This is a genomic window from Roseofilum sp. KMC-1 (genome assembly GCF_057802075.1).
Genome location: NZ_CM173605.1, coordinates 659,008 through 684,796 on the forward strand (window position 1 = coordinate 659,008; position 25,789 = coordinate 684,796).

General features: G+C 46.1%; 23 protein-coding genes and 1 tRNA gene. 12 read left to right on the forward strand and 12 right to left on the reverse strand.

Annotated elements, in window-relative coordinates; all coding sequences use genetic code 11:
* Entirely contained in the window at positions 1–1,047 is a 1,047-nt protein-coding gene (locus AC3FZD_RS03225) for a glucokinase (RefSeq protein WP_488738744.1), read from the forward strand.
* Between the two features lie 109 nt (positions 1,048–1,156).
* A tRNA-Glu gene (locus AC3FZD_RS03230) sits at positions 1,157–1,229 on the forward strand.
* 59 nt (positions 1,230–1,288) lie between these two features.
* Here AC3FZD_RS03230 and AC3FZD_RS03235 read toward each other — a convergent pair.
* Positions 1,289–2,962, reverse strand: coding sequence for an ABC1 kinase family protein (locus AC3FZD_RS03235; RefSeq protein ID WP_488738745.1), 1,674 nt, complete (start codon positions 2,960–2,962; stop codon positions 1,289–1,291).
* 48 nt (positions 2,963–3,010) lie between these two features.
* Entirely contained in the window at positions 3,011–4,066 is a 1,056-nt protein-coding gene (locus AC3FZD_RS03240; protein ID WP_488738746.1) for a sensor histidine kinase, read from the reverse strand.
* Positions 4,067–4,361: 295 nt separating this feature from the next.
* Here AC3FZD_RS03240 and AC3FZD_RS03245 point away from each other — a divergent pair, with 295 nt between their 5' ends.
* From AC3FZD_RS03245 to AC3FZD_RS03270, 6 genes are all read left to right on the forward strand, one after another.
* Complete coding sequence (locus tag AC3FZD_RS03245; RefSeq protein ID WP_488738747.1) at positions 4,362–6,062, forward strand: ATP-binding protein; 1,701 nt, start codon at positions 4,362–4,364, stop codon at positions 6,060–6,062.
* 261 nt (positions 6,063–6,323) lie between these two features.
* Positions 6,324–6,533 carry a hypothetical protein gene (locus AC3FZD_RS03250; protein WP_488738748.1) on the forward strand — a complete coding sequence of 70 codons (210 nt, stop codon included), beginning with the start codon at positions 6,324–6,326 and terminating at the stop codon, positions 6,531–6,533.
* Positions 6,534–6,648: 115 nt separating this feature from the next.
* Positions 6,649–8,052 carry a P-loop NTPase fold protein gene (locus AC3FZD_RS03255; RefSeq protein WP_488738749.1) on the forward strand — a complete coding sequence of 468 codons (1,404 nt, stop codon included), beginning with the start codon at positions 6,649–6,651 and terminating at the stop codon, positions 8,050–8,052.
* Positions 8,010–13,133 carry an nSTAND1 domain-containing NTPase gene (locus AC3FZD_RS03260; RefSeq protein ID WP_488738750.1) on the forward strand — a complete coding sequence of 1,708 codons (5,124 nt, stop codon included), beginning with the start codon at positions 8,010–8,012 and terminating at the stop codon, positions 13,131–13,133. The genes AC3FZD_RS03255 and AC3FZD_RS03260 overlap by 43 nt, the downstream gene beginning before the upstream one ends.
* A gap of 278 nt (positions 13,134–13,411) precedes the next feature.
* Complete coding sequence (locus AC3FZD_RS03265) at positions 13,412–13,765, forward strand: nucleotidyltransferase family protein (RefSeq protein ID WP_488738751.1); 354 nt, start codon at positions 13,412–13,414, stop codon at positions 13,763–13,765.
* Complete coding sequence (locus AC3FZD_RS03270; RefSeq protein WP_488738752.1) at positions 13,728–14,063, forward strand: HepT-like ribonuclease domain-containing protein; 336 nt, start codon at positions 13,728–13,730, stop codon at positions 14,061–14,063. The genes AC3FZD_RS03265 and AC3FZD_RS03270 overlap by 38 nt, the downstream gene beginning before the upstream one ends.
* 35 nt (positions 14,064–14,098) lie before the next feature.
* Here AC3FZD_RS03270 and AC3FZD_RS03275 read toward each other — a convergent pair whose 3' ends face one another.
* The 5 genes from AC3FZD_RS03275 to AC3FZD_RS03295 form a co-directional block, all read right to left on the reverse strand.
* Positions 14,099–15,043, reverse strand: a complete 945-nt coding sequence (locus tag AC3FZD_RS03275) for a nucleotidyl transferase AbiEii/AbiGii toxin family protein (protein WP_488738753.1) — start codon at positions 15,041–15,043, stop codon at positions 14,099–14,101.
* 24 nt (positions 15,044–15,067) lie between these two features.
* Positions 15,068–15,691, reverse strand: coding sequence for a hypothetical protein (locus AC3FZD_RS03280; protein ID WP_488738754.1), 624 nt, complete (start codon positions 15,689–15,691; stop codon positions 15,068–15,070).
* Between the two features lie 161 nt (positions 15,692–15,852).
* Positions 15,853–16,728, reverse strand: coding sequence for an ABC transporter substrate-binding protein (locus AC3FZD_RS03285; RefSeq protein WP_488738755.1), 876 nt, complete (start codon positions 16,726–16,728; stop codon positions 15,853–15,855).
* A gap of 18 nt (positions 16,729–16,746) precedes the next feature.
* Entirely contained in the window at positions 16,747–17,544 is a 798-nt protein-coding gene (locus AC3FZD_RS03290; RefSeq protein ID WP_488738756.1) for an ABC transporter ATP-binding protein, read from the reverse strand.
* A 1-nt stretch (position 17,545) separates the two neighbouring features.
* Positions 17,546–18,580 (reverse strand): FecCD family ABC transporter permease, encoded by a 1,035-nt coding sequence (locus tag AC3FZD_RS03295; protein ID WP_488740259.1) that lies wholly within the window; start codon positions 18,578–18,580, stop codon positions 17,546–17,548.
* A 64-nt stretch (positions 18,581–18,644) separates the two neighbouring features.
* Here AC3FZD_RS03295 and AC3FZD_RS03300 point away from each other — a divergent pair, with 64 nt between their 5' ends.
* Positions 18,645–18,863 carry a hypothetical protein gene (locus AC3FZD_RS03300; protein WP_488738757.1) on the forward strand — a complete coding sequence of 73 codons (219 nt, stop codon included), beginning with the start codon at positions 18,645–18,647 and terminating at the stop codon, positions 18,861–18,863.
* A 65-nt stretch (positions 18,864–18,928) separates the two neighbouring features.
* Here the strand turns inward: AC3FZD_RS03300 and petA are convergent, their stop codons facing one another.
* Positions 18,929–19,897 carry a cytochrome f gene (gene petA, locus AC3FZD_RS03305; protein ID WP_488738758.1) on the reverse strand — a complete coding sequence of 323 codons (969 nt, stop codon included), beginning with the start codon at positions 19,895–19,897 and terminating at the stop codon, positions 18,929–18,931.
* Between the two features lie 59 nt (positions 19,898–19,956).
* On the reverse strand, positions 19,957–20,496 hold the full coding sequence (gene petC, locus AC3FZD_RS03310; RefSeq protein ID WP_488738759.1) for a cytochrome b6-f complex iron-sulfur subunit: 540 nt from the start codon (positions 20,494–20,496) through the stop codon (positions 19,957–19,959).
* Positions 20,497–20,673: 177 nt separating this feature from the next.
* Here petC and AC3FZD_RS03315 point away from each other — a divergent pair, with 177 nt between their 5' ends.
* A complete protein-coding gene (locus AC3FZD_RS03315) occupies positions 20,674–20,991 on the forward strand; it encodes a DUF3067 family protein (RefSeq protein WP_488738760.1) in 318 nt (105 codons plus the stop codon).
* A gap of 126 nt (positions 20,992–21,117) precedes the next feature.
* Positions 21,118–21,729, forward strand: a complete 612-nt coding sequence (locus AC3FZD_RS03320; RefSeq protein WP_488738761.1) for a TetR/AcrR family transcriptional regulator — start codon at positions 21,118–21,120, stop codon at positions 21,727–21,729.
* A gap of 30 nt (positions 21,730–21,759) precedes the next feature.
* Here AC3FZD_RS03320 and AC3FZD_RS03325 read toward each other — a convergent pair whose 3' ends face one another.
* Together AC3FZD_RS03325 and AC3FZD_RS03330 are read right to left on the reverse strand one after the other, a co-directional pair.
* Positions 21,760–22,995 (reverse strand): MFS transporter, encoded by a 1,236-nt coding sequence (locus AC3FZD_RS03325; RefSeq protein WP_488738762.1) that lies wholly within the window; start codon positions 22,993–22,995, stop codon positions 21,760–21,762.
* On the reverse strand, positions 22,992–23,339 hold the full coding sequence (locus AC3FZD_RS03330; protein ID WP_488738763.1) for a DUF6464 family protein: 348 nt from the start codon (positions 23,337–23,339) through the stop codon (positions 22,992–22,994). The genes AC3FZD_RS03325 and AC3FZD_RS03330 overlap by 4 nt, the downstream gene beginning before the upstream one ends.
* Before the next feature lie 89 nt (positions 23,340–23,428).
* Here AC3FZD_RS03330 and AC3FZD_RS03335 point away from each other — a divergent pair, with 89 nt between their 5' ends.
* A complete protein-coding gene (locus tag AC3FZD_RS03335) occupies positions 23,429–23,977 on the forward strand; it encodes an NUDIX hydrolase (RefSeq protein ID WP_488738764.1) in 549 nt (182 codons plus the stop codon).
* Positions 23,978–23,988: 11 nt separating this feature from the next.
* On the opposite strand, the gene AC3FZD_RS03340 is transcribed toward AC3FZD_RS03335, so the two are convergent.
* A complete protein-coding gene (locus AC3FZD_RS03340; RefSeq protein ID WP_488738765.1) occupies positions 23,989–25,788 on the reverse strand; it encodes a DNA polymerase III subunit gamma/tau in 1,800 nt (599 codons plus the stop codon).
* Position 25,789: the final 1 nt, after the last annotated feature.

Sequence of the window (25,789 nt, forward strand, 5' to 3'; positions counted from 1 at the left end):
ATGACTGTACTATTAGCAGGAGATATTGGGGGAACGAAAACGATCCTCAGACTGGTGGAAAAAACCTCACCAGGGGAACCGTTGCGGGTTTTGGCCCAGCAGAGTTATCCGAGTCAGGAGTTTGGGGATCTCGTTCCCATTGTCCATCAGTTCTTGCAGGAAGAAGGACAAGATCAGGGAGATCCAGAACGAGCTTGTTTTGCGATCGCCGGCCCGGTGGAGCAGAATGAAGCGAAATTAACCAATCTCATTTGGCATCTCCAGGGCGATCGCTTAGAAGAAGAGTTACATCTGCAACAAGTGACCCTAATTAATGACTTTGCGGCCGTGGGTTATGGGATTTTGGGACTCGGCGAGCAGGATCTGTATTGTTTACAGGAAGCCGGAGCGCACCCCCAAGCTCCGATGGCCGTCATTGGTGCAGGAACCGGTTTAGGACAAGGCTTTTTGCTTCCAGATGCTCAGGGAGAGTATCAGGTATTTTCCTCGGAAGGGGGGCATGTGGATTTTGCACCTCGCACGCTCCTAGAATCTGATTTATTGCACTATTTGCGAGATAAATATCAGTGGGATCGAGTCTCGGTGGAGCGGGTAGTTTCTGGTATGGGAATTGTGGCCATTTACCAGTTTTTGCGCGATCGCCAATGGGCTGAAGAATCTCCAGAATTAATACAGGTGTTTAAAATCTGGAAGTCCCAGATCGGTCGCGAAAATACCGAGGCCACAGTCGATCCGGCTGCTGTGATTTCTCGCTCGGCTCAACAAAAGAGCGATCGCCTCAGTGAAGAAACTATGAATATCTTTATGGAGACCTATGGCGCAGAAGCGGGAAATCTAGCCCTGAAGTTACTCCCCTATGGAGGACTGTATATTGCTGGAGGTGTGGCGGCCAAAAACCTGCCTCTGATGACCGATGGACGCTTTTTACAGGCATTCCTGAATAAGGGGCGTATGTCCAGACTTCTCCAAAAGATTCCCATCTATATTATTACCAATCAAGAAGTGGGCTTGATCGGCGCTGCCCTCTGTGCGGCTAAGAATGAGTAATGAGTAGCTCATCCTCCCCCATCCTCCCCTCCCACTCTTAAAAAAAATTTTCCCAGGGGGTTGACAGCTTAAAAGACCTTAGTTATGATGATTAAGGTGAATAAAACAAGCCCCCATCGTCTAGAGGCCTAGGACACCTCCCTTTCACGGAGGCGACAGGGATTCGAATTCCCTTGGGGGTATAGCTGTAGGGGTAGGTTTAAAACCTGCCCCTATAATTTTTTTAAAAACCCATCCTCAGCTAAGAAATACGGTTAAGACGGTTGCGGAGGGAGAGGCGAAAGAGCGATCGCAGACAGAAGAGGAGAAATAAACCTGATCCGCACAGGAGGGCGATCGCCCATCCCGAAAATTGGCCCACAAACAGAATGGTGCTAGAAATCAAGGTAAAGCCAGCGCCACAGAGATAGAGTAGGCTTTGTAGTCCTAAGCTCAGAGACTCCAAGAGGCGATCGCTCTCTTTTGCTTTGACAGAAAACGTCAAGCCTCCAGTCTCCATCCGTTTTCCTAACTGTGCCAAGAATTCATCCGTAACCTTGGATTTTTCAAAGGGGGACTGCACCCACAACTTCACCTGTCGTAGAGTTTCCCCCACTAAATATCCCGTCCCTTTCCCCGCAGTCACTTCCCGAATAAACGGTTGAGAAGAGGCAGCGAAATTATATTCTGGATCTAAAATACGGGCAATGCCATCTAAAGTCGTGAGAGCCTTTAACACAAACGTCATCTCTGCGGGTAAACGAAAAGGTTGCTGCTCAAACATGGCATAGAGTTCATCTTTAATTAAGGTAAACTCGCGAAAATTCACCGGTCGTTCTGTAAACCGATCCAACAAAAATGCAATCAAACGACGCACAGGAGTCATATCAGCCATGGGTTCAATTAACCCCATATCGATCAAGGTCTCTACTACTTCGTCGGTATCCTTGCGTAAGACCGCAAAAAAATTGCGGATCATCTGGTCTTTGGCCAAAGATTGAATTTCCCCCATCATGCCAAAGTCATAGAAAATCAGTTGTCCTTTGGAGGTAACGGCTAAATTACCGGGATGGGGATCAGCTTGGAAAAAACCATCTAAAAGTAGCTGCTTGAGATAGCAACAAATGCCAATTTGGTTGATTTTCTGAGGATCGAGACCGCAGGCGATCAGGGCTTCACGGTTATCGACTTTAATGCCGGGTAAATATTCGATGGTTAGGACTTTGTGGGTAGTGTAGCGCCAATAGATCCGAGGGACGATAATTTTAGGGTCTTTGGCAAAGTTTTGCCGAAAGCGGTCTGCATTTAAGCCTTCTTGTTTGTAGTCAATTTCTTGATAGAGAATGCGGAAGAATTCATGATAGATGGTTCGCAGTTCATATTTGCGCGTCCAAGGGAAGAGGAATTCGGTGACTTGGATGGCTCGATAGATGGCTTTAGCATCGACATCGAATAAGGCTTTGAGTCCGGGACGTTGGACTTTGATCACCACTTCTTCTTGAGTGTGGAGGGTGGCGCGATGGACTTGGCCTAAACTTGCAGCAGCGAGGGGAAGGGGATCGAAGTCACGGAAGATCGCGCCTACGGATGCACCGAGTTCCAGCTCGATAATGGCGATCGCCGTTTGAGTGTTAAAAGCAGGAACTCGATCTTGCAGTTGTTCTAGGGCTTCTACATATTCGACGGGTAGTAGATCGGCTCTGGTGGAGAGAGACTGACCAATTTTAATAAAGGTGGGGCCCAACCTCAGTAAGGTTTCTACCAAACCCCTAGCTCGTTTGCGTTTGAGAGCAGAAGAGGGGCCTCCACGCCAGCGATCCCAGAGTAATAGAGTGATGAAGCGAATGGCCGCCAAAAAAACTTGAATTTGGCGGATAACTGGAGAATAAGTAAGGTTTTGCCAGCGTCGAGAGCGAGGTTGACTAATTTTGAGCATTCTGGGGGCTGACCCGTTAACATTCACAACCGCTATCACAGCCTAGCATTAACTCTGGGGGAGGATGAGGGTAAAACAGGTTTCCCAGGATGAGCCAGAGTTAATGGGTTCACTGTTGACGGTGATGGTTCCTCCTAATTGTTCCACTAAAGCCTTGACGAGGGCTAGGCCTAAACCGGTTCCGGCGATCGCCCGCTCAGTGACTCCGGTTCCGCGACGGAATTTGTGGAAAATTTCGTCTAATTCATGTTCCCCAATACCCATACCTTGATTGGCGATCGCCACTTGTACCCCTTCTATCCCTTCTCCATGATAGGGTTGGACGGCAATCTTAACCTGACTATCGGCATCCGAGAATTTGCCCGCATTGGTGAGTAACTCTGCTAGAATGCGCTTGATACTCTCTGGTTCAGTTTCTAGGCTTGTGGCTTCTGGCGCGATCTCTAGGTTCAGGGTTAAGTGTTTATGACTCCATTGGCTCTCAAAACGGGCTGTGACTTGCTCCATCAACTCTTGCAGATCTAAAGCTTGATGTTGAGTCTCCACCGTCTGCTGTTCCAATTCTTGCAGGGCTAGTAAGTCATTGATCAGATGGATTTCTTGTTGACATTGACTCTCTAAAATTTCCAGATATTTTTGTTGGCGATCGGCTGAAATTCCTGGTTGGCGCAACATCCGGATCGCCAAGCACATACTGGTTAAAGGAGTCCGCAGTTCATGGCTAATGGTGCTTAAGAATTCATCCTTGAGTTCATTCAGATGGCGCAGCTCTTCTACTTGACGGCGGGTTTGTTCATAGAGTTTAGCCTGTACTTTCAAGCTCAATTCTAATTGGGCCGTGCGCTCGGCAACTAAAACTTGGAATTGGCGCAGGGTTTGGGGTGTTGGCGCTACAGTGGCTGGAGCAGCACTGACTGCAAAACACGCACTTTCTGGTAATGAAAGTGCCCGGTCTAAATTCAGATTTTCCATAGTAGAATTCCACGCTGGAGTGCAAGCATCACGAGATTCTAGAGTGTAGGGTAGGCTATAATTAGCTTTATCAATCTTTAGGGTACAATTTCTGTCCGTATTTATACCGCCATTTAGTCCATTAAATAACATATTTTTTGTACCCCCACATGGATTAATAATGGATTGAAAAAACTAAAAGTCTTTGGCTTGAAGGAGATGCCCAAATCGTTAACATAAACAGCTTGAAACTCACTCCAATCTTTTAATCTATTTGGGTTAGGTTACTTAATCAATCAACCCCAATTACAGGGTACAATAATGTCCTACCTAAAGAAATCCGAAAATTCCGCAAACTTTCTCTAAACGACAAGCAACGTACTAGAAATAGTCCCCCAATCCAGTTGTTTTTTTAATGTTTTCTTAATGAATTAATTCAGGGTAGACTATGATCGGTAGACAATCGTCTGTACAATCCCAATCCAACGCTGCGACTGAAATTATTGGCACGGTCAAAGGCCCAGGTGAAACGGGGAATCAATATGTATTTATTACAACGAATAATCGCCAAGTCAAAATCGGCGAATTGGTTTATTATTCGTTGATTTCAGGTAATGAAAATCAGCAAATCCTCGGTAAGATAGTAAGTATAAGTCTAATCGATCACTTGCCCGATCGCATCTTTGCCGATCCAGAAACCAGTCCAGAGGCGATCGCCGCTTTAGTGGGATTTACGGATAAAAATCCGGAATTGTACGAAGTCACGGTGGAGGTAGTTGGGTATTTTCACCCAAATTTAGGATTTCTTAACCCTCGCCAGTCCCCCGATCCGGGAGCGAAGGTGATGTTGGCGGATGACTCTCTTTTGCAGTCCGTAATCAACCGCAAACAACCAGGAGAAGTCGGTAGCGCCCACATGGGGTCGATTCTGCTGCGTCCCGGTGGCAATGTGCCCGTGGTTTTAGATGTGAAAGAATTAGTCAGCACTCACCTAGCCATTCTTGCGGGCACGGGTTCGGGAAAATCCTATACGGCTGGGGTACTGATTGAAGAATTTCTTGCGCCCCACAACCGCGCCCCAGTCTTAATTTTCGACCCCCACGGAGAGTATGGAACCCTAGCCGACTTACAAGGCCATGGGGCCTTTCGCGGTGAAGATGGCTATAGTCCCAAGGTGAAAATTCTGCTACCAGAAGACGTGCATATCCGCTTGTCGTCCTTGGACTACTATGACATTTTGATGTTATTGCCCACCATGAGCGATCGCCAACAGTCCATCCTCAGCAAAGCCTTTAACATCCTCAAAAGACACAAAAACTCCGAATATCGCTGGGATGTGCAAGATCTCATTGCCGCCGTCTATGAAGCCGATCGCCAAACCGACGAGGAAGGGAACGAAAAAGTCGGCAGTTCAGCCCCTGCTCTAGAATGGAAACTCGAACGGTTAGAGCGATCGCCCCATTTCCACGCCTACAAACACCTCACCCCCCAAAACCTCTTTGAACCGGGGCAAGTCACCGTTCTACAAATGAACGAAATCCCCCAAGAAGAACAACAAGTCATCTGTGCCGCCCTTTTGCGCCAAACCTATCAAGCGCGGATGAACACCCAAAAACAAAAGCTGCTTCCCGACGATGACAACTATCTTCCCTTCCCCGTCTTTATTCTCCTCGAAGAAGCTCATCGCTTCGCCCCCGCTCACGAACCCTCCCGGTGTAAAGCCATGCTGCGAACCATCCTCAGCGAAGGGCGCAAATTTGGACTCGGAGTCGGCCTGATCACCCAACGCCCAGGTAAACTTGATTCCGATGTCCTCTCCCAATGCATGAGCCAATTTTTGCTCCGCATCATCAACCCTGTAGATCAAGATAGTCTCAAACATGGAGTCGAAGCAGCCGGCCGAGACCTGCTTAATGAGCTTCCCGCCCTCACCAAAGGTCAAGCCATCATTGCTGGAGCTTGTGTCAATACTCCTGTCCTCTGTCGCATCCGTCAACGGCTCACCCGTCATGGGGGTGATACCCTCAATGCCCCCGAACTGTGGCAACATTACTTTCAAAAAGATCAACAGCAACAACGGCAAGCCAGCAGTGCCCCTCCTGCCAAACGAGAAGCGCCCCAAGTCTTCAATGGTCGTAGTATTGATTAAGGTTTGGCGATCGGTTTTAGGGTTTCTCCCGTCGATATTAAACAAGAGACTTGGGGATTTATTGGGTATTTGCCAAAACCAGAATCCTGACAGAGCATGAACTTTTACACCCGATTGATCGTCTTAAAATCTATAGGAACAACACCTGCACCAGGTCTTCCTGAACTCTGTGAGGATGGGATGAATAGTGAATCAGTCGTCAGACTGTAGCTGAGTTTCTATTGAGTTGCCCCGATCAATGGGGTGAAGGAGAAGGTTATCATGTGGAACAATCGTAGTATTGTACCGATCGCGATCTTATTCTGTTTAGGGATGAACTCTCTTGATGGCGATCGCCTCTTATCTGAACAACGCCTAGACTCCTTTTCGACTTTAGACCAGAGTCACCCAAATTTGATCCAACCCTTAGTCAACCCAGAAGCCAGAGATCAACGAGGCGGCCGGGGAGATTGTACCTGGTTAGGATGCTAGTATCAATTAAAAATTAAAAATTAAAAATTAAAAATTGGGGTAATCGGGAATAGGAAACAGGCAATTCCCCTATCCCCCTATCCCCCTATCCCCCTATCCCCCACCCACATAAGCTATGAGTTTAAATTTAGGGCAATTTTACCAAGCCTGTAATCCATCCGCACCCTTAGACTTAGGCGATCCAGACAACCGCCGTTATTATATTGACTTCTCCTCTGTACGGGGGGGAAAAATAGTCAAAGCCTTGGGTCGTACCATTATTACCCTATCCCCCGATCGCCCTACCTGCCAACTGTTCACCGGCCATATTGGCTGCGGAAAATCCACCGAACTCTTGCGCTTAAAGGCCTTGCTAGAGCAAGAAAACTTTGAGGTCGTCTACTTTGAGTCCTCAGAAGACCTGGATATGGGCGATATTGACATTACCGATATTTTATTGGCGATCGCCCGCCAAGTCAGCGAACACCTACAGCAGCGCTCCATCGAAGTGCAACCGCGCACCTTCAAAACCCTGCTCAAAGATGCCGTAGACTTTCTCCAAACTCCCATAGACCTCAATGCCGAAGCCTCCATTCCCGGAGTCGGAGACCTCAGCGCCAACAGTAGTGGCGAAATAGAATTCTCCCTTCCTCTCGGTATCGCCAAAATCACCGCCAAAACCAGAGAAAGTCAAAAACTGCGCCATCGTCTTCGCAACTATCTCGAACCCCGCACCGCCAGTATTTTAGAAGCCATTAACCAAGAACTCCTACAAGTAGCCACTGAACAACTCAAACGTCAGGGAAAAAAAGGATTAGTCGTCATTGTCGATAACCTCGACCGAGTACATAATCAAGCTGGGCCCACCGGACGACTCTTACCTGAATACCTCTTTATTGACCGAGGGGTGCAACTGCGTCAACTCAACTGCCATCTGGTCTATACCATTCCCCTCTCCCTGATTTTTTCCAGTGAATGCGAAACCCTGAAAAATCGTCTGGGAGGAGGAATTACCCCCAAAGTCTTACCCATGGTTCCCGTCAAAACTCGCACCGGAGAACCCTTTGCCCAGGGAATGGAACTTTTGCAGCAGATGGTCTTAACCCGTGCCTTTCCAGACCAAACCCTAGACCAACAGCAGGCTCATATTTTAGAACTTTTTGACCACTCCGATACCTTAGACCGGCTCTGTCAAGTCAGTGGGGGTCACCTGCGAAACCTACTCGGAATGCTCTTTAGTTGTTTGCAACAGGAAGACCCGCCCTTTTCCCGCGATATACTAGAAGCAGTGATTCGAGACCGTCGAGATTATTTAACCACCTCCATTAAAGATGAAGAATGGGAACTCTTGTATCGTGTAGTCAATCACCAAAGCGTCCAGGGAGACCTAGAATACTTGACCCTATTACGCAGTATGTTTGTGTTTGAATATCGAGATTCAGAAGGGTCTTGGTTTGCACTCAATCCCGCTTTATGCGAGCATCAAAAATTCAAGCAATGGTTAGTACAGAACAATTCTGGGAAGATTGCGACTTCATAGAGAATGAACGGGCCTTGAAGCAGTTGGCGCGAGCCATTACCCTGTCTCAAGGTCAGTTTTCCTTAATTTTGGTACGCTGTAACTATGGTCAACTGCGAGAGTATCTATTAAAGCGGTTATCTGAGGTTTTAAAGGAGCGATCTCCAGATTTTCCCTCGTTTAGATGCTTGCAATTATCCCCCGATGTCACCCATCTCTATCGGAGCGTTAAAGCCGATTTTCTCCTGACTGAAAACCAACCCTCTGCACTATTGGTTTTAGGTCTAGAATCTGTCATTAACTTAGAAGATATCTTAATTTCTACCAACGTCATCCGGGATGAATTTCGCAAACTGCTTAATTGTCCCTTAGTCTTATGGGTTAACGATCGCCTCTTATATCAATTTTTGCAGCTTGCCCCCGATTTTGCCAATTTCGCCGCTAATCCCATCTCCTTCGATCTCACCACCCCAGCGCTCTCAACCCTCATTCTCCAAAAATCCCAAACCTTACTCGAAAATCTCTTAAGTCGCGAGCGGAAACAACTGCTCACGTTTCCCCTCTCATTTATTTCTCGCAAACGGGGAGGATGCGGTCAAAATCGAGAAGAGTTAGAATTTGCCCTCTCAACCCTAGAGCGCCGAGAAACCGATTTTGATCCAGACTTAGAAGCAAGGGTAGCCATTCTTTTAGGCCATGACCGACTGATGCAAGGTGAGATTGAAGCGGCGATCGGCTATTATCAAACCGCTTTAAATTATGAACAACATTTATCCTCTAGCCCCAATTTAGAGCATCAAGGTTTACTGTTGTTTTATCTGGGACTCTGTTATTTTTATCCGGCGCAACAAAACCAAGAACAGCAAGGGTTATGGGAACAATCTTGGTATTATTTTCATCAAGCTATACAGTGCTTTCAAGACGCTGGACGGCAAGATTTAATGGCACAAATTACGGGACAAGTCAGTGATGTACTGCAACATTTACAAGCCTGGGAAACCCTTTTAGAGTTTACGCAAACCTCCCTAGATTTACATCAGCAGTATGGGTTGCCGGTGCAATTGGCTCTCGATTATGGTTTTTTAGGTAAGTTAGCCCTAGAACAGGGAGAATGGCAAACGGCCTGCCAGCGATTCGAGCAGTGTTTAGCTATCTTAGATTCAGGAGTAGACCCCACTGAAAGCAATGCTTTCACCCCTTTACCCCAGGGATTATACCCTCTCCTTTGGTCTCAGTTGTTTCAATTACAATTAGTTCGATGTTTGCGCCATCTAAAGCAGTATGAAGGAGCCAATCAGAGGTTAAAAGAAGCAAAAGAGAAGCTAAAAATAGCGATTAAAGAAAGCAATTCTCGCCACGATCCACATCGGTATTTACGCTTACTAAAAGGAGTGCGATCGCTCTATTTCCACGAACAGTGTTATCAAGAAGCCTTTTTACTCAAACAAGAACAGCGTGCAGTCCAATCTCAGTATGGATTACGTCCCTTTGTCGGTGCATCCCAATTAAGACCTGCTCAACAAGCGTTCAATCCCCTCTTTTCTAATCAGATAGAAACCGATGCAGAGGTGGGAGGAGTCGCTGAAGCTATCTCTACCTCTAACCGTCAAAAAGATGTGCAAAATCTCCTGTATCGGATTAGTCGTTCAGATTATAAAGTAACCGTTATTCATGGGCCTTCTGGAGTCGGTAAAAGTTCGATGGTTAGTGCGGGATTAGTTCCTACTTTGCATCGAAAAACCCTAGGCGATCAAATTCCCCTACCTGTGGTGATGCGCGTATATTCGGATTGGATGATTACTTTGGGGAAAGCTTTAAATGAATCCTTGAAATACTTTCAATTCAGCCTTCCTGAACTCTCGAATTATACTCCAAAATTCTATCTACAAACCTTTGACAAAATTGCAGATCAAAGTGGATTAACCGTACTGATTTTTGACCAATTTGAAGAATTTTTCTTTGTCTGTACTGAACCTGAAAAGCGACAAGCATTTTATCGATTTTTAGGGGAATGTCTGCATCAATCTGGGCTAAAAATAATTCTTTCCATTCGAGAGGATTATTTACATCACCTGTTAGAAATTGAACAGAATTTATCCCTAGAGACGATCGGTTGTAATTTATTGGATAAAAGTAATCGGTATGCATTAGGCAACTTCTCCAAAGCGCATACCTTTGAAGTGATTAAAAGTTTGACTCGTAACACTCAGTTTGAACTCGATGATGACTTAATTAAGGCTTTAGTTAATGATTTATCTGGGGGAACCAATGAAGTTAGACCGATTGAATTACAAATTGTCGGTTCTCAGCTTCAAGAGCTTAATATTACTACTCTAGAGCAATATCATCAAGTCGGGCCTAAGCATAAATTAGTCGAGAACTTTTTAGAATCAGTTATTAAAGATTGTGGTGAAAAAAATGAGTATCACGCGCGAAAAGTGGTTTATACATTTACGGATGAAGAAGAAAATCGTCCCTTAAAAACTAAGTCGGAAATTTTAACTCAAATGGGTTCCGATCTTTCTGCGGAAAACTTAAAATTAATTTTAGATATTTTCTGTGGTTCGGGTTTGATTTATCCCATTCCCGAACAACCCGAACCCCGCTATCAGTTAATTCATGATTATTTGGTTGAATTTATCCAAACCCAGAAGAAAAAGCTGATTAATCAGGAGCGATCGCAACTTCAGAAACAAAATGCAGAAAACCAGAAAGAAATTGAGGCTTTACGGGATGAAAATTTTCTGATTTCTCAAATAGCTGAAGAGCGCTATAAGGCAGTACAACAGGACTTAGAAGATTATATTCCAGATTCGGATCATTCTGTTTCCGAATCAGAATCGATAGACCAAGAAAAAGAGCGATTGTATAAAGGAAAAATTGTCCTGGAAAATTTACGCCAAGAAAAAATATTATTAACGGCATTGGCGCAAGCGAAAGCGAAACATAAAAAGAGCGAGAAACAGCGCAAGTTTATTTTGAATTCCCTGTTGGTTGGGGCGAGTTTTTTTATCGTGGGGTTAACAGGATTTTCCTGGAATGGAGTGATTAATCAGATTAAAACCTTGGGCACATCTTCTGAAGCTTTAGTGGGATTAAATAAGGAAATTGAAGGATTAACCACTGGAATTAAAGCGGGAGAGCAAATTAAAATTACGCCATTTGTGCCTAAATCTGTGTCCGAGACAATTGAGAAAACTTTATCCTATGCGGTTTATAAAATTAGTGAGGAGAATCGCTTAGAGAGCCATAAAGATGGGGTTTATGCAGCTACCTTTAGCCTCGATGGAAAATTAATTGCTACCGCAGGAGAAGACCGCACCATTCGCATCTGGGATGAGCAAGGAAAACCCTGTTTTACAATTCCGGGTCATAGTGATATTATTACGAGTTTGGTATTTCTGCCAGAGGGTTGGTTAGCTTCTGGTAGTTGGGATCATACGATTAAATTGTGGAATTTAGGCAAGTTTCCTGATTTAAGTAAGGTAGCGAACTTAGATCAGATAGAATATGTGGAATTAAAGGGCCATACAGACCAAATTATTGACCTCGCGGTTAATTCCGACTTGGAGAATCCTTTAATTGCTTCTGCGAGCCGTGATAAAACGGTGAAACTCTGGCATAAAGATGGCTCAGAGGTGGCGACTCTATCCCATGATTCATCAGTTTTAAGTGTGGTTTTTTCTGCCGATGGTCAGTTGGTGGCAACGGCAAGTTTAGACCGTAAAATCAGGTTTTGGCGCTTGGATGGAACCCTTGTAAAAACATTTATAACTGAGCAAGAAGTTTATGCTATGAGTTGGTCGCCCAGGGGATTTTTAGCGGTTGCGGGTCAGGTAATTGGAGAGAAAATGGGTCAGAGAAAAGGAACGGTAAGTTTTTGGACTGAGGAGGGGTTGATTAGTAAAATTGAAGCCCATGATGATACAGTTTTAGATGTGCGTTTTAGCGCCGATGGTCAACAGTTTGTGACGGCAAGTAAGGATAAGACGATTAAGATTTGGAGCGGGTTGGATGGGAGTTTGCAAAAAACGTTAATGGGTCATAGTCATTGGGTTCCGAAGGTGGGGTTTAGTCCAGATGGGAGTCGCATTGTTTCGGCCAGTTTGGATAAGTCGGTGAAGGTGTGGCGTTTGAATAATGCTCTGATGGAGGTTTGGGAGGGGGATGGGTCTCTCAATGGGGTGAGTGTGAGTGCAGATGGGAGGAAAATTGCCACTATCGGCGATAATGGTAGGATTGGGTTATGGCAGCCAGATGGGACGGTGCTAAAGTCCTGGAAGGGTCATCAGGGACAGGTTTGGGGAGTTGCTTTTACCCCAGATAGTCAACAGTTAATCACCGCAGGGGACGATCGCCAAGTGAAGGTTTGGAACCTGAAAGGGGAGCTTTTGCAGACTTTGCAGGGTCATCGGGATGTTGTTCTCAGTGTGAGTGTGAGTCCTGATGGTAAAAAGATTGCTTCTGGGAGTAAGGATTATACGGTGAAGTTATGGCGCAGAGATGGCACATTATTAAAAACCTTGGTTACGGATAGTTCTGCTATTAATTGGGTCAGTTTTAGCCCCGATGGTCAACTCGTGGCTGCTGCCAGCGATGAGGGACGGGTAAAATTATGGCGCACGGATGGCACTCAGGTGGGCACTCTGCGCCATCGAGCGGGAGTTTGGGGGGTAACTTTTGCTCCTGATGGCCAGGCGATCGCCACCGCTAGTTATGATAGCCGGGTCAAACTCTGGAACCGCCAAGGGCAACTTTTAAGCGAACCCCTAGAACATGAAGGAAACACGGTCACCAGTGTTGTGTTTAGCCCAGATGGAGAACAATTAGCATCCGCCAGCCATAACACCATTCGCCTGTGGCGCAAAGACGGAACCTTACTGCATGTGCTGACGGCAAATTCCCATCGTTCCATTAATGGACTCAGTTTCACCCCCGATGGCAAAACCCTGATTTCTGTGGGTGGAGATGGACGGGTTACCCTATGGCATTTAGAGCAGTTGGAACTTGACGAGTTGCTCAGAACCGGGTGTCAATGGTTACAAGGATATTTGCAGAATAATCCCACGGGTCAAGAAGAAAAGCTGTCTGTGTGCGATTGAAGGGGGGTCTGGCGATACTATAGTCAATCCGGTTAAGTGGAAAAGACAAGCGGGCAAGATGCCCGCACTCCCTCAATGCTTTGATATTACTGGAGTGGGAGCATCTTGCTCCCTAGATTTTTAGTTAGGGTATTTAAGTGAGACATATCTGTAGGGGCGGGTTTGAAACCCGCCCCTACAGATACTCAACAAAATTATGCAGTTAATAGTATAATTTAATTTGGTAACCCAACATTAACGAATAGACTGATGAGTTTCTCTATACCAGTACCAGCGATATGAAGATTAAAACCCTCTATCAACGTCTAGGTATCACTCCCGAACAACTAGCGGAATTTTGCCAAAACTCACAAATTATTGAACTGGCTTTATTTGGTTCGATTCTGCGTGATGACTTTCGCCCTGATAGTGATATTGATATACTGGTGACGTTCTCTCCAGATTGTAGTCTGAGTCTGCTGGGTTTTGTTGGACTTGAACAAACCCTGGAAGAGTGGCTCCACCGGAAGGTTGACTTAGTAGAAAAAGACACTGTAAAAAATGACTTCAACTGGCTGCGCCGAGAAGAAATCTTAAATACTGCTGAGGTAATCTATGAATCGCGATCGGTCTTATCTGCTCGATCTCAATAAATTTGGTAGAGATATTTTAGTCTTTGTTGAAGGGATGGATGAATCTAGCTTTGCCACGGATCTAAAAACCCAAAGTGCTGTCCTTTACCATATCACGATTATGGGTGAAGCTGTCAAACAATTATCTTCTGAAATTCGCGAGCAAAATCCCCACATTCCCTGGAAACAAATTGCTGGAATGCGTGATAAGTGTGTCCACGATTATCGACAGATTAACATTCAGCAAGTGTGGAGTGTAACCCAAATAGACATACCTGAAGTCCTCCAAAATATTAAACCTCTTTTACCCAATCCATGACCGTACAAGATCATCTGGAGTAGACCATGCTATATTCAAGCCAGGTTGACATCCGCAAACGTCGGCGCTAAAGCTTGAGAAAGTCTCACCAGCCAATCCGTTGCGTTCCCTTCGATCCAAGGATATTCTGCGGTAAAATTCTCCCAATCTAAATCATAAGTGTCCATCAGTAACGGAAAACCCGCTTCCCAGTCAACCCGTTGAAGCTTGGCAAAGTCTTGCCAGTCAGGACTCGATCGCAACACCTGATAGAGCAAATCAAAGGGTAATGTAGTTCGTTCCGCCAGCAAAACCGCATCATACAAGTCTTTACCTTGGGGATAACGGTCAGTTTCTAGCCACAGTAACTTCCATGCTAAGGATAGTGCGGGAGTGGCTGACCAAACTAGAGCCTGATCGCCTTCGATCAAGGAAAGAGAAGTTGGGATGGGTTCATCTAAAAGCGTTTCCCGAAATGTCACATCCATTTGTACGACTCCCCCAGGCAAATTTTCCACTGTCCAAGGAAAAACAATCCGTCGCCCTTCTACCCGGTCATATGTCCAAATTTCATCCCGACGAATTTGGTCAACTTGAATCGTTGCTAACTCAGTTTTAGGATGCTCTGAAACCATTTGAATTAACTCATCAAATAGGTCTTTAGCTAGACGATCTTCAGGGCTGATAGTGTCCGGTCTAAATACAAAATCCATATCTCCCGGTTCCCTCGCGACTTCTTCTAGCCAGGCTTTGAGCAAAAGACTACCACGCAGCACTAAATGTTGATGCCAACGAGAATGACTCATCCAAACCAACAGATGATTCATCACTTCTAGACGCGCTTTGAACCATTGATCTTTAAGGGCTGGATCGGCAAAAATAGGGTCGCCTAAACGGTAAGCATTCCGAAACTGTACCAAGGCAGGATCAAAGACCTTGGGCTGTTGAATAGTATTTTCGGTTTCGGTGTTAGTAGGATAGGTGTTTGGGTAAATATTCATAGATTCTCCAACAGGGTCTAAAATTCAGTAAATCCAATCGCGATCGAGTTGAAAATTGCTATCGTAAACGACAAATTCCTGTTCAATATCGAGAATAGGGATGTTTAAATCGGCGATCGCCTGCAACAGGTGCTTCAGTTGTTCCTCTGCTTCCTGACGACCCACTCCCCGACACCGTTGAGTAACAAATCGCTCCTGATAACTATCCTGGCGCGTCTTCAACGCATTACGTGAAAGATGGGCACAATAGGGTTCAACCCTTTCTATCAATGGCTTCAGAGGCGCTAGGGGTTGAAGCAACAGTTTAATGTGATGCTCAAAATACTGATGATCTGTGTGATTAACCGCTTCAGTAGTACACTGGGGAACACTCGGACAATCGGCTGCCACCTCCGTCTTAATGCGAACAACGGAAAACCCCTCTGCTTGTAACACCTGACACAGATCTTGTACCCGATCGAGTTCACCGGTCAACGTGCCCTCTCCCCATTGGGTTAACATGGGTTGAGATGGGGTAACCCCTCGATCTAACAGGATATGAAGACATTTGAGACCTTTAGAGGCGCTCCATTGGCGCAGTTTCTCAACCTCTTCTAAGTCCTTGACACTAACGGTAATATGAGTTTCAAATGGCCCAGTAAACTGCATGAATGGTAATTAGGCGATCGTTTTTTGGGAGACAGGCGAAGCCATTACCTTCTATTGTACTACAAAAATGGGAAATGGCTTACATTTGTATTACAAAATATTCTGCTACTTCATTGAATGGGAAAAGAGAAGGATTTGATCAGATTCTCCGATCAGCGAATTCACTGAGTTAAAATTTCACTGAGGCGATCGCACGCTTCCCGAATTTTCCCCACACTGCCGGGATTGACCAAACCATAATAATCGATGGTATATATGCGATCGTTTGTACTCGCTTGCAGATTACTCCAGAAAGCATCCTTTTGAAACTGTTCTAGAATGCCTTGTTGCCCTGGATCGACAATTAAAATGATTTCCGGATTTTCCTGTAAAATCGTTTCTGCTGATAGAGTAACATAACCCCCAATGGGGCTATCTCCCTGTTCATCAGCCGCCAAATTTTCAGCCTTAAACTGTTGCAAAAAATCCCCCGCCCAACTGTCTTTATTGGGAGATAAAATGGGCTGACGACTGACTAAAACCAAGAGAGATTTGCTCTGACTGGGTGCTTGGTTTAAACAAGCTTGATACTCTTGTAATAAACCTTGGGGATTGGCTCCGAGACGCAGGGCTAAATCCTCTGTAATTTGAGTCAGGGATGACCAGCTATTCACCTCAACTAAAAGGGTATTAATGCCCAATTCCTCTAAACGTTGAGCAGCCTGATCGTGAAAACCCCTCGCTCCCAGGACTAAATCCGGTTTGAGGGCCACAATTTTCTCTAAATTGGGAGGGGTGCGATCGCTGCTGACTTGGGGCAATTCGGCAAATCTTTCATCATCTTTGAATAAACTGCTACCGGGAATGCCCACCAGCTTGTCCCTAGAGAGATGCTCAGTTAGGTCAGCCGTTAAAGAAGAGAGGGCAACCACCCGTTCTACAGTGGGTTTGGAGTCTGAGATATTACCTTGAAAAAGATCATCTTGAGGGGGGACAGAACAGGCGAAGAGCATTAAACAAATGCCCACAATGAGAGTCTGTTTTAAGCGCTGAATCATGGTTTATCTTGCTAGGAGTTAAGGGTTTTCGGTTAACGGGAGGCGATCGGAAAGGGGGCAGATTTGAATCCCTACTGGAGTGTCTAAAACTAAGACTTCGACATCAAAAACGGCTGCCATATTTTCCGGGGTAAGAATGGCTTGAGCATCCCCCAGACTAAAAAGCTGACCCTGACGTAAGAGGGCTAGGCGATCGCTATATCGAGCGGCTAAGTTAATATCATGCAACACGGTAATAATCGATAATTGTTGCTTTTGATTGAGATATTTGAGTAAATCCAGCAATTGAAGCTGAAAATGGATGTCTAGATAAGTTGTTGGTTCATCGAGCAAGAGAACTTTGGGATTTTGAGCCAAAGCCAAAGCTAAAAATACTCGTTGTTTTTCTCCTCCAGACAGTTGAGTAACCAGGCGATCGCGAAATTGAATTACGCCAGTTTCCTCCATCGCTTCTTCTACTTTCTGCTTTCCCTCCCCATTAAGTTCCCATTCCCACCAGTTTTGATAGGGAGCGCGTCCTAAACTGACCAATTGCTCCACAGTTAAACCGGGGGGAATCGTCTGCTGTTGCGGTAAAATTGCCAGTTGGCGGGCGACCTCTTGAATCGGTTGACGATGGATAACTTTTCCATCGAGTAATACCACGCCCTGTTGAGGCTCAAGGATACGGCTCATCAAGCGCAAAAGGGTCGATTTTCCCGAACCATTTGCCCCCAACAAACTTAACCATTCCCCTGGTTGCAAGGCTAAATGGATACCTTGGACAATCGGGGTTTTGCCATAGCCTCCTGAGAGATGTTGAGCTTCGAGGGGCATCCTATACCCCTCCTAGACTTGAGCGACGATAGAGGAGCCAGATAAAGACCGGAGAACCCAAGAAAGCGGTAACAATGCCGACGGGCAATTCTACGGAACCAAGGCGAGAAAGCAAGTCAGCGAAGGCGAGAACCAGTGCGCCCCCCAATGCAGAGAAAGGAATCACCGCCCGATAATCTGTGCCGACGAGCAAGCGTACACCATGGGGCACAATCAGCCCCACAAAGCCGATTAAACCGGCAATACTCACGGCTCCCGCCGCCAGAAGAGCTGCCGTCATGCCAATTAGGGAGCGGGCGCGTAAGGGAGAAATCCCTAATCCGATGGATAAATCATCGCCGAGATTGAGCAAATTAATCCAGGAGGAGAGGAAACAGGCAATCGCCAACGCCAGGAAAATATAGGGCCCGGCGATCGTCACTTCTTGCCATCCTCGACCATTTAAACTGCCCACCAACCAAGTCAGAGCTGCTTGCACTCGTCCATCCTCTGTCGTGAGGAGCAAGGCAGACTGAATGGCTCCAAATAAAGCACTGACAGCTACACCACCAAGAATCAGCCGTTCTACAGAAAGGGTGGAGCCTTGGCGAGCCAGCAAATAAACAAAAAGAGTCGTACCCATGGCTCCCAGCCAAGCGCCCAGGGGAACCCACAATTGCAGAAATCCTAGACTGAGCATAGCCACAGCAACCAATCCCGCCCCGGCTGAAATCCCCAGCAGAAAAGGGCTGGCTAAACCATTGCGAAGCATTCCCTGCATCAGCGCCCCAGATGTACCCAGGGCTGAACCCACCACCAGAGCAGCGATGACACGAGGTAGGCGCAAATCCCAGACAATCACCTGGTTGACCGTACTTCCTTGATGTAAAATCGCCTGCCATAGTTCAGATTGACTCATATTGACGCTTCCCTGGGAAAGGGACAAGGCAATCACCACAACCAATCCCAGAGTCACGAGAACAGCCGCAGAGCTGATGCGATGATTAGAGAAGGGTTTAGGAGGTGGCTGAGAAATTTTGATTGGAGAGGAACCCATCAATTTGTATAAAATGACCGACTCTTTATTATACAGGAAAGTCTTATCATCCAGAGGAATAACCATGCCATTTAGTCAATTCAAAACCATTGCTGAAGTTCAAAAGGCATACAACATTCGATATACTGAAGGCTCATTTATATCGACTCTTGATATAGATGTACCTGAAGTTTTGATCGAAGAATTTCAGTTCAATAAAGAGAATATTGATATTTTTTCATCAGAAGCTGCTCGTTGTGAACTGATTATATCTCCTTTGAAGTTAGTCTTTAATCGCATATAAAAAACCGAGATTCTTGTTCAAGAATCTCGGTTTCTACCTGGTGAAATGATCTCCAGATAGAGGATTTAGAAATTCATTTCGGCTGCTTGGACTTTCTCGATTTGTTTCTTCTTCAGAACGAGGAAGATTTGAGTGATCATAATCAGCACCAAGAAAGCAATCATGGCTTGAATACGGCTGGCATCTTGGAGAACAATTTCCGTATCAATTTGGCCAAAACCACCCACATTGGGATTATTAGTTAAGGGTTGTCCGGCTGCTACTTCGTCGCCTTCAGAAACCATTAATTCGGGGCCAGCCGGAATACTGTTAACTACAGCTTCTCCATCGGCCGGTTGAATAGTGACTTCATAGCCGCCATATTCGAGTTCAGTAATGCTGGCGATCTTTCCAGCGACAGAAGCAGGAACAACGGTATTGTTGGTATTATCTCCGGCGGGGTAAACTTGACCGCGACCCCGGTTTCCTCCCACATGAATGGCAAATTTACCATAGTTAATGGAACTATCGGTTTTGGGATCAGGAGAGAGAACGGGGAAGACAATTTCTTGATGGTCATCACCGGGAATGGGGCCAATCAAAATCACATTTTCTTGGTCTGCGGTGTAGGTTTGATAATAAAGGCCTTCGGTTTCTTCTTTGAGTTCTTCAGAGAGCCGATCTTCAGGCGCAATTTTAAATCCTTCGGGCAGCATTAAGACTGCACCGACATTGAGACCGCCTTTACTGCCATCTCCTAAGACTTGCTGTACGCTGGTGTCGTAGGGAATTTTGACAACTGCTTTGAATACGGTGTCGGGGAGGACAGAGTGGGGAACTTCGACTTCGGTAGGTTTGGCTCCTAGGTGACAGTTGGCGCAGACGATGCGGCCGGTGGCTTCACGGGGAGTATTGGGAGCGGTTTCTTGGGCCCAAAAGGGGTAGGCTGCTGCGGGTTGGGGGTTAATGAGATCGGAGGCTACAAAGATAGATATAGCTGCGATCGCCACTAAGGCCAACCTGCGCCAGGTTGCTAAGACAGAACAGTATTTCATCAGTTATGAACAGGATTTAGACTTTATAAATTCAGCGCTTATGGACAGGAAAGAGGGGTTTAAGTCCACCAGGGATCTTCATTGGTGCGGAAGTCGGTTTCTTCCCAGTTGCTCAGAACCACTTTATCGTCAGTGACATCAGCATGAGCAAGAGCCAAAGATAGGGGAGCTGGCCCGCGAACGACTTTACCTTCAGCATTGTACTGGGAACCATGACAAGGGCAGATAAACTTGTTTTCACTCTGATTCCAAGGGACAACACAACCCAAGTGGGTACATACTGCGTTGAGTCCGTAGCTGGCTAAGGTTTTGTCTTGTTGGACGACTAAATAGGTGGGGTCTCCTTTGAGTCCTTGAACGAGGGAGCGATCGCCTGCGGGATGACTGGCTAAATACTCACTGGCAATGACATCATTACCCGCCGCGTCCTTAGCTGTTGTCCCGCCTCCAGTACCGCCACTGGAGGGAGGAATAAAATAGTTGACAACCGGATAAAGAGCGCCTAGAGCGACTCCGGTTGCGGAACCAAAGGTTAAGAGGTTCATAAATTGCCGCCGTCCCATGCTGGGGACATCTGCCGATCCAGAAACTTGTGTCATCAGTTGTTTTGTTAATCGATTCACTAACGGTATATTGTAGGGGCGAACGGCCATTCGCCCCTACACCATGTCGGTTTCTCATTTGAAAACGCTATATGAGAGCATTATTACATTTTTTAACACCCCTTAGCGGTGAGTTTTGCATAATTTTGCAGCTTGAGGATCGGGAGCAGAAGAATGACCGGAGAAGAGTTACAACAATTGTTACGGAATAAATGGGGGCGTTCTTACGATGTGCAAATCCGGAGAAGCCAGGGGAAAATCTTGGTGCAAATTATGTGGAAATATTTGGAACAAGCCTCGTTCCCTTGGTCTGCCCAGGAGTATCTGGCTCATCTGAGCCGTATTGCCCTCTATTTGCAAGACTGGGGCGCTACGGAGCAATTGCGGTCTTATATTGAACAAACCAGCGATCGCCCCCGTTTGGGTAAAGCCTTGACGTTGATCTTAGATTTAGGCGATCGCTCTTCTGAATGGATTTTAGAGGACTCTTGATCGGTTGCTCGACCTTTTAGAGAACTTTTGTAAGGTTGTGTGAAGTTTTACGGATTAATTGCTCTAAGGCATCCTAAATCACAATACAACAGGGTAAGAGAGTTATATTAACCTGACTTTAAGAAGATGACCATAACAACTCCTACGCCAAAACCAGAAACCCAAACCCGCACTCGCATTTTGGAAGCCGCCCAACATCTATTTGCTCGCAAAGGCTATGATGGCACAACGACTAGGGATCTAGCTCAAGCGGCGGGGGTGGCGGAAGGGACTCTATTTCGGCATTTTAGTAATAAGAAGGCGATTTTGTTGGAAATTGCCACCCAAGGCTGGATTGATATTTTAACGGATTTGCTCACGGAGTTAAGCGAAATGGGCAGTTATCGCGATATTGCCCAGGTGATGCGACGACGGATGATGAGTTTGCATCGCAATGGGGATCGCATGAGAGTCTGTTTTATGGAGGCTCAGTTTCATCCGGAGTTGCGCGATCGCATTCAAGCCGATGTGATTGATAAAATGACGGATGTGGCTGAAGCTTTCTTTCAAACGGCGATGGATCGGGGGGTTTATCGCCAGATGAATCCTAAAATTGTCGCCCAGGTGTTTTTAGGCATGTTTGTAATTGCTGGATTTAGCGATACAACGATTATGGAACCGCAAGCTTCTCCCCAGTCCATGCGCGAAATGGCGGAAGGAATGGCGGATATTTTTCTCCATGGTGTGTTGATGAAGTAGGGGAGAATGGGGAGATGGGGGGATCTCCTGTTACTGATGACTGATGACTGATGACTTATTTTCAAGGGATCGTAAAATCTGGATACCCAGGATCGTCGTGAAGGCGATCGCCAGCCAAAATCCATCTACAATCATCCGAGACTGGTCTAATACCCATCCTCCCAAAGGGGGGCCGATCAAATAACCAATGGCCCAACATTGGGCATTAATGGCTAAATAGGTTCCTCGTAAGTCTTCTGGAGCTAAATCGACCACCAGTCCAGAAGCGGAAGGGGTATAGAGGGCTGTAGCAACGGCTACCCCTGCTAAGGCACTCATTGCCCAAAATAATGCCCCTTGATTGACTCCACCGGTCATCCAGACTAGAACAAAACTCGCGCTCCAAAAGGATAGGGATAGCATTAATCCTTGGGGACGACTCCAATGGTTTAAGGTGCGAGCAATGGGTAACTGACAGAGGGCTAAAAAGGCAATTTGCCCGGTAAACAGGCTGCTAATGAGGGCGGGAGAAAAGCCACCAGAGGCTAAAAAGTTGCTGAAATAGAGGGGTAAGGTGCTTTGCAGTTGGGAAACATAGATCGTAAAGAGAATATTAACGATCGCAAACTTTTGTAACTGGCGATCGCCCAATGCTATCCCCCAATTAGAACCCTGTTGGGGTCGTGGCTTGCTGTTTTGGGGCCGGGTTTCCTTAATGGCGGTATAAATCAGAGCAAAAAACGCCAGAAAAGATAACCCATCCATCACAAATAGCCAGCGAAAATTTAAGCCCATTTGAAGTAATAACCCCCCTAAAAGTACCCCAAATCCCAAGCCCAAACTATCGGCTAGTCGAGTGAGGGCAAAGGCTTCATTGCGCTGTTCTAAAGTCGTGACATCGGCCACGACGGTCTCCGTTGCCGGCCAGTATAATCCACTGCCTAAACCCATCAACAAATTACCCAAAACCAGGGTGGGAAAATCGATAATTAGGGCTAAAACGACATCCGCAAAAGCCGAAATTAGAGCTGATAACAAGAGGGTTTGGCGGCGACCCCATTGGGGAGAATCCGTGAAATTGCCCCCTAGAAACCGTCCTAGAATGCCAGAAAAGGCACTACTTCCTAAGCCCAAGCCGACCTGAGTGGCGGAAAGTCCCACTTGATTGACAAAGAAAATGGGGGCATAAAACAGGGTAAACCCAATACCAATTTGGGAGAGTAGACGACCTGCGGCTAAAATCCAAACCGGTTGGGGGAGTGCAGGTAAAAACCGACTCCGATTCAAGATTTAGACCCTCGAAAGTCCTGGTCTTTTTGGGTGGGTTGATAATGGGAACAGTCTTGACAAGGGCCATGGGGGTTAATGGCACATCTCAGATAGGGCGATCGCGCGTTATATTGGCAAGTAATATCGCCAATAATTGTATCTATCCCAGTTCCCGGAGCCAAGGAAGACTGCCCATCATGGAATAAACGCTCCCTTGGAGAGTGTAAGGGTTGGTCGCGATAGGCTTGTATAATGCGTTCATGTCGCTGTTGACACTGGAGTTCGACCTTACGCATCATCCATAAGGATAAGGTCGGTGGAATCATGCCCACAAAGAAGACTAAAATCAGATCTAGGTTCACGGTCAAAGAACTGCTCGGTGGTGTGAACAATCATAACTTACCTTTGTAAGATCCCCCTATCCCCCTATCTCCCCATTCCCCCATTTCCCATGTCCTCCCCGCAACCCTGGAAAATCCTATACTCCCATCTAGCCTTTAACCATCCTTGGTGTCAGGTGCGCCAAGATACGGTGCAACTTCCCAACCAAACCATTATTGATGATTATTTTGTTAGCATTCGTCCAGAAGTTGCTATGATTGTTCCTGTTACCTCAGACGGCAATATACTATTTGTCCATCAATATCGCCATGGGGTAGAAAAAGTATTACTGGAATTACCGGCTGGTCATTTTAAACTGCCAGAAGAATCAGCCGAAGTTGCAGCCAGACGCGAGTTGGAAGAAGAAACGGGTTATCAGAGTCAGGATTGGACATTTTTAGGGGTTCTCTATGATAATCCTCCGAAAGATACCAATGGAATTCATGTATTTTTAGCCCAAAATATCGATCGAGTTTGCGAGCAAAACCTAGATATTACAGAAGAGATTGAATTAGTCTTTATTCCAATTGCTGAAGTTATGAATTATGTCTTTAGCGGCGATCTCTGTGTTTCGGGAACGATTGCTGCTTTAGTTTTAGCACTTAGAATATTAGCCTGACAATCGATTGACTAAAAATCAAGTTCATCCTCTTCATTTTCTGATTCTAAATAGGAAGAGTCAGCAGATGAAGCTTCGGGTTCGGGTAAAGAGACTTTTTCGGGAAGATCAATAATCTCTCCTTGAAAAAAGTGGGCGAATTGTTGGGCAGCTTCTCTTACTTTCTGTTTTTCTCGCTGTTTTTCCTGTTCTAAACTGGGTGCAGATACAGGTACGGGCGATCGCTGAGTAACTGATGCTTGCTCAATCTCTGGTTTTTGGGCTAATGGATTCAGAGGGATTTTTTTTTCTGTGCCATCCAGAAGCTCAAACTTCAAGTTAAAGGGATGATTAAAGGTTTTTTTGAAGGCTTCTTGTAGTTGAGGCTGAACGCCTTCAACTAATTTTTTTGCTCCTTTTTTATTAATCCCAATCTGAGCTGCACTATCTTGTAATTTCAATAAAACGCAATGCTTGGAAATTAAAATTTTAGTGCCGGGCAATTCTAAGTTATCAATCACTGTTTGCCAAACTCGATCTAGGTTGTCCGTATTAACTGGAGTAACCGGTTCAGGGTTTTGGATTTGTTGCGTGGGTTGAGGATTAGATTTGGGGGGTTCAACCGGTTGTGGTGGTGGAGAAATGGCGGGTTTAGGAGCAGGTGAAAGGCTGGGGGTAGGAGCAGGAGTATTAACTACGGGTGCAGGAGGGGCTTGTACTGGGGGCTGGTGAGCTGAGAGTAAACCTAAAAGAGTGACTTCTAACCAAAGGCGCGGTTGAGTGGTATTTTTGAGTTGAGTTTCGCTCTCTTGCAGATGGGTTTGAGCGGCTAAAATTTGTGGTAAACTGAAGTGTTGAGATAGATCGATTAATTGTTTCCAAGTGGAAGCGGTGAGAGCAACTAAATCTTGTCGCTTAGGTGCGGTTTTAGCAATGAGTAGGTCGCGGTAAAATGTAGTTAAGTTATGCAGTAGGGTTAGGGGTTCTCGTCCCCGATCTAAGATATGTTTGGCTAGGTCGAGAATTTGGGAAGGATTCTGTTGGCTAATGGCTTGTAATAATTGGAGTAAATCGCGCTCTGGAACCGATCCCACTAAGTCCCAAACTTGTTCCGATCCTACTTCGGTTAAGTCATCGGAACCGACTAATAAACTGAGTTGATCGAGTAAACTTTCGGCATCTCGGAGTCCTCCTTGGGAAATTTGCGCCACAAGGGCGATGGCTTCGTTGGTAATGGCGATCGCCTCTTTACTGGCGATATGAGTTAAATGATTAACCATGGACTCCAGGGGAATACGGCGAAAATCAAACCGTTGACATCGGGAAATAATCGTGGGTAACACCCGTTGCGGATCGGTGGTCGCGAGGACAAAGACAACGCGATCGGGCGGTTCTTCTAAGGTTTTCAGCAAGGAATTAAACGCCGCCGTACTCAGCATGTGACACTCATCAATCACATAGACTTTATACCGACATTGCACGGGGGAAAACTGCGATCGCTCAATAATTTCCCGAATATTATCCACCCCCGTATGACTGGCAGCATCGAGTTCCATCACATCCAAGGATGACCCCTTGGTAATGGACACACAAATATCACATTCACCGCAGGGAGTCGCCGTCGGCCCCCCAGCCCGCATACAATTGAGAGACTTAGCTAAAATCCGCGCACTCGACGTTTTCCCTGTTCCCCTCGGCCCGGTAAACAGGTATGCAGGGGCGATCTTATTCCGGTTTAGCGCATTCGAGAGGGTTTGGGCGATCGCCTCCTGTCCCACCAACTGGGCAAAGGTTTGCGGTCGATATTTATGATGGAGCGGTTCGTAAGTCACG

Coding starts and splice junctions, on each gene's coding strand:
- AC3FZD_RS03225 (WP_488738744.1), top strand. CDS start 1: ATGACTGTACTATTAGCAGGAGATATTGGGGGAACGAAAACGATCCTC.
- AC3FZD_RS03235 (WP_488738745.1), bottom strand. CDS start 2,962: ATGCTCAAAATTAGTCAACCTCGCTCTCGACGCTGGCAAAACCTTACT.
- AC3FZD_RS03240 (WP_488738746.1), bottom strand. CDS start 4,066: ATGTTATTTAATGGACTAAATGGCGGTATAAATACGGACAGAAATTGT.
- AC3FZD_RS03245 (WP_488738747.1), top strand. CDS start 4,362: ATGATCGGTAGACAATCGTCTGTACAATCCCAATCCAACGCTGCGACT.
- AC3FZD_RS03250 (WP_488738748.1), top strand. CDS start 6,324: ATGTGGAACAATCGTAGTATTGTACCGATCGCGATCTTATTCTGTTTA.
- AC3FZD_RS03255 (WP_488738749.1), top strand. CDS start 6,649: ATGAGTTTAAATTTAGGGCAATTTTACCAAGCCTGTAATCCATCCGCA.
- AC3FZD_RS03260 (WP_488738750.1), top strand. CDS start 8,010: ATGGTTAGTACAGAACAATTCTGGGAAGATTGCGACTTCATAGAGAAT.
- AC3FZD_RS03265 (WP_488738751.1), top strand. CDS start 13,412: ATGAAGATTAAAACCCTCTATCAACGTCTAGGTATCACTCCCGAACAA.
- AC3FZD_RS03270 (WP_488738752.1), top strand. CDS start 13,728: ATGAATCGCGATCGGTCTTATCTGCTCGATCTCAATAAATTTGGTAGA.
- AC3FZD_RS03275 (WP_488738753.1), bottom strand. CDS start 15,043: ATGAATATTTACCCAAACACCTATCCTACTAACACCGAAACCGAAAAT.
- AC3FZD_RS03280 (WP_488738754.1), bottom strand. CDS start 15,691: ATGCAGTTTACTGGGCCATTTGAAACTCATATTACCGTTAGTGTCAAG.
- AC3FZD_RS03285 (WP_488738755.1), bottom strand. CDS start 16,728: ATGATTCAGCGCTTAAAACAGACTCTCATTGTGGGCATTTGTTTAATG.
- AC3FZD_RS03290 (WP_488738756.1), bottom strand. CDS start 17,544: ATGCCCCTCGAAGCTCAACATCTCTCAGGAGGCTATGGCAAAACCCCG.
- AC3FZD_RS03295 (WP_488740259.1), bottom strand. CDS start 18,580: ATGGGTTCCTCTCCAATCAAAATTTCTCAGCCACCTCCTAAACCCTTC.
- AC3FZD_RS03300 (WP_488738757.1), top strand. CDS start 18,645: ATGCCATTTAGTCAATTCAAAACCATTGCTGAAGTTCAAAAGGCATAC.
- petA (WP_488738758.1), bottom strand. CDS start 19,897: ATGAAATACTGTTCTGTCTTAGCAACCTGGCGCAGGTTGGCCTTAGTG.
- petC (WP_488738759.1), bottom strand. CDS start 20,496: ATGACACAAGTTTCTGGATCGGCAGATGTCCCCAGCATGGGACGGCGG.
- AC3FZD_RS03315 (WP_488738760.1), top strand. CDS start 20,674: ATGACCGGAGAAGAGTTACAACAATTGTTACGGAATAAATGGGGGCGT.
- AC3FZD_RS03320 (WP_488738761.1), top strand. CDS start 21,118: ATGACCATAACAACTCCTACGCCAAAACCAGAAACCCAAACCCGCACT.
- AC3FZD_RS03335 (WP_488738764.1), top strand. CDS start 23,429: ATGTCCTCCCCGCAACCCTGGAAAATCCTATACTCCCATCTAGCCTTT.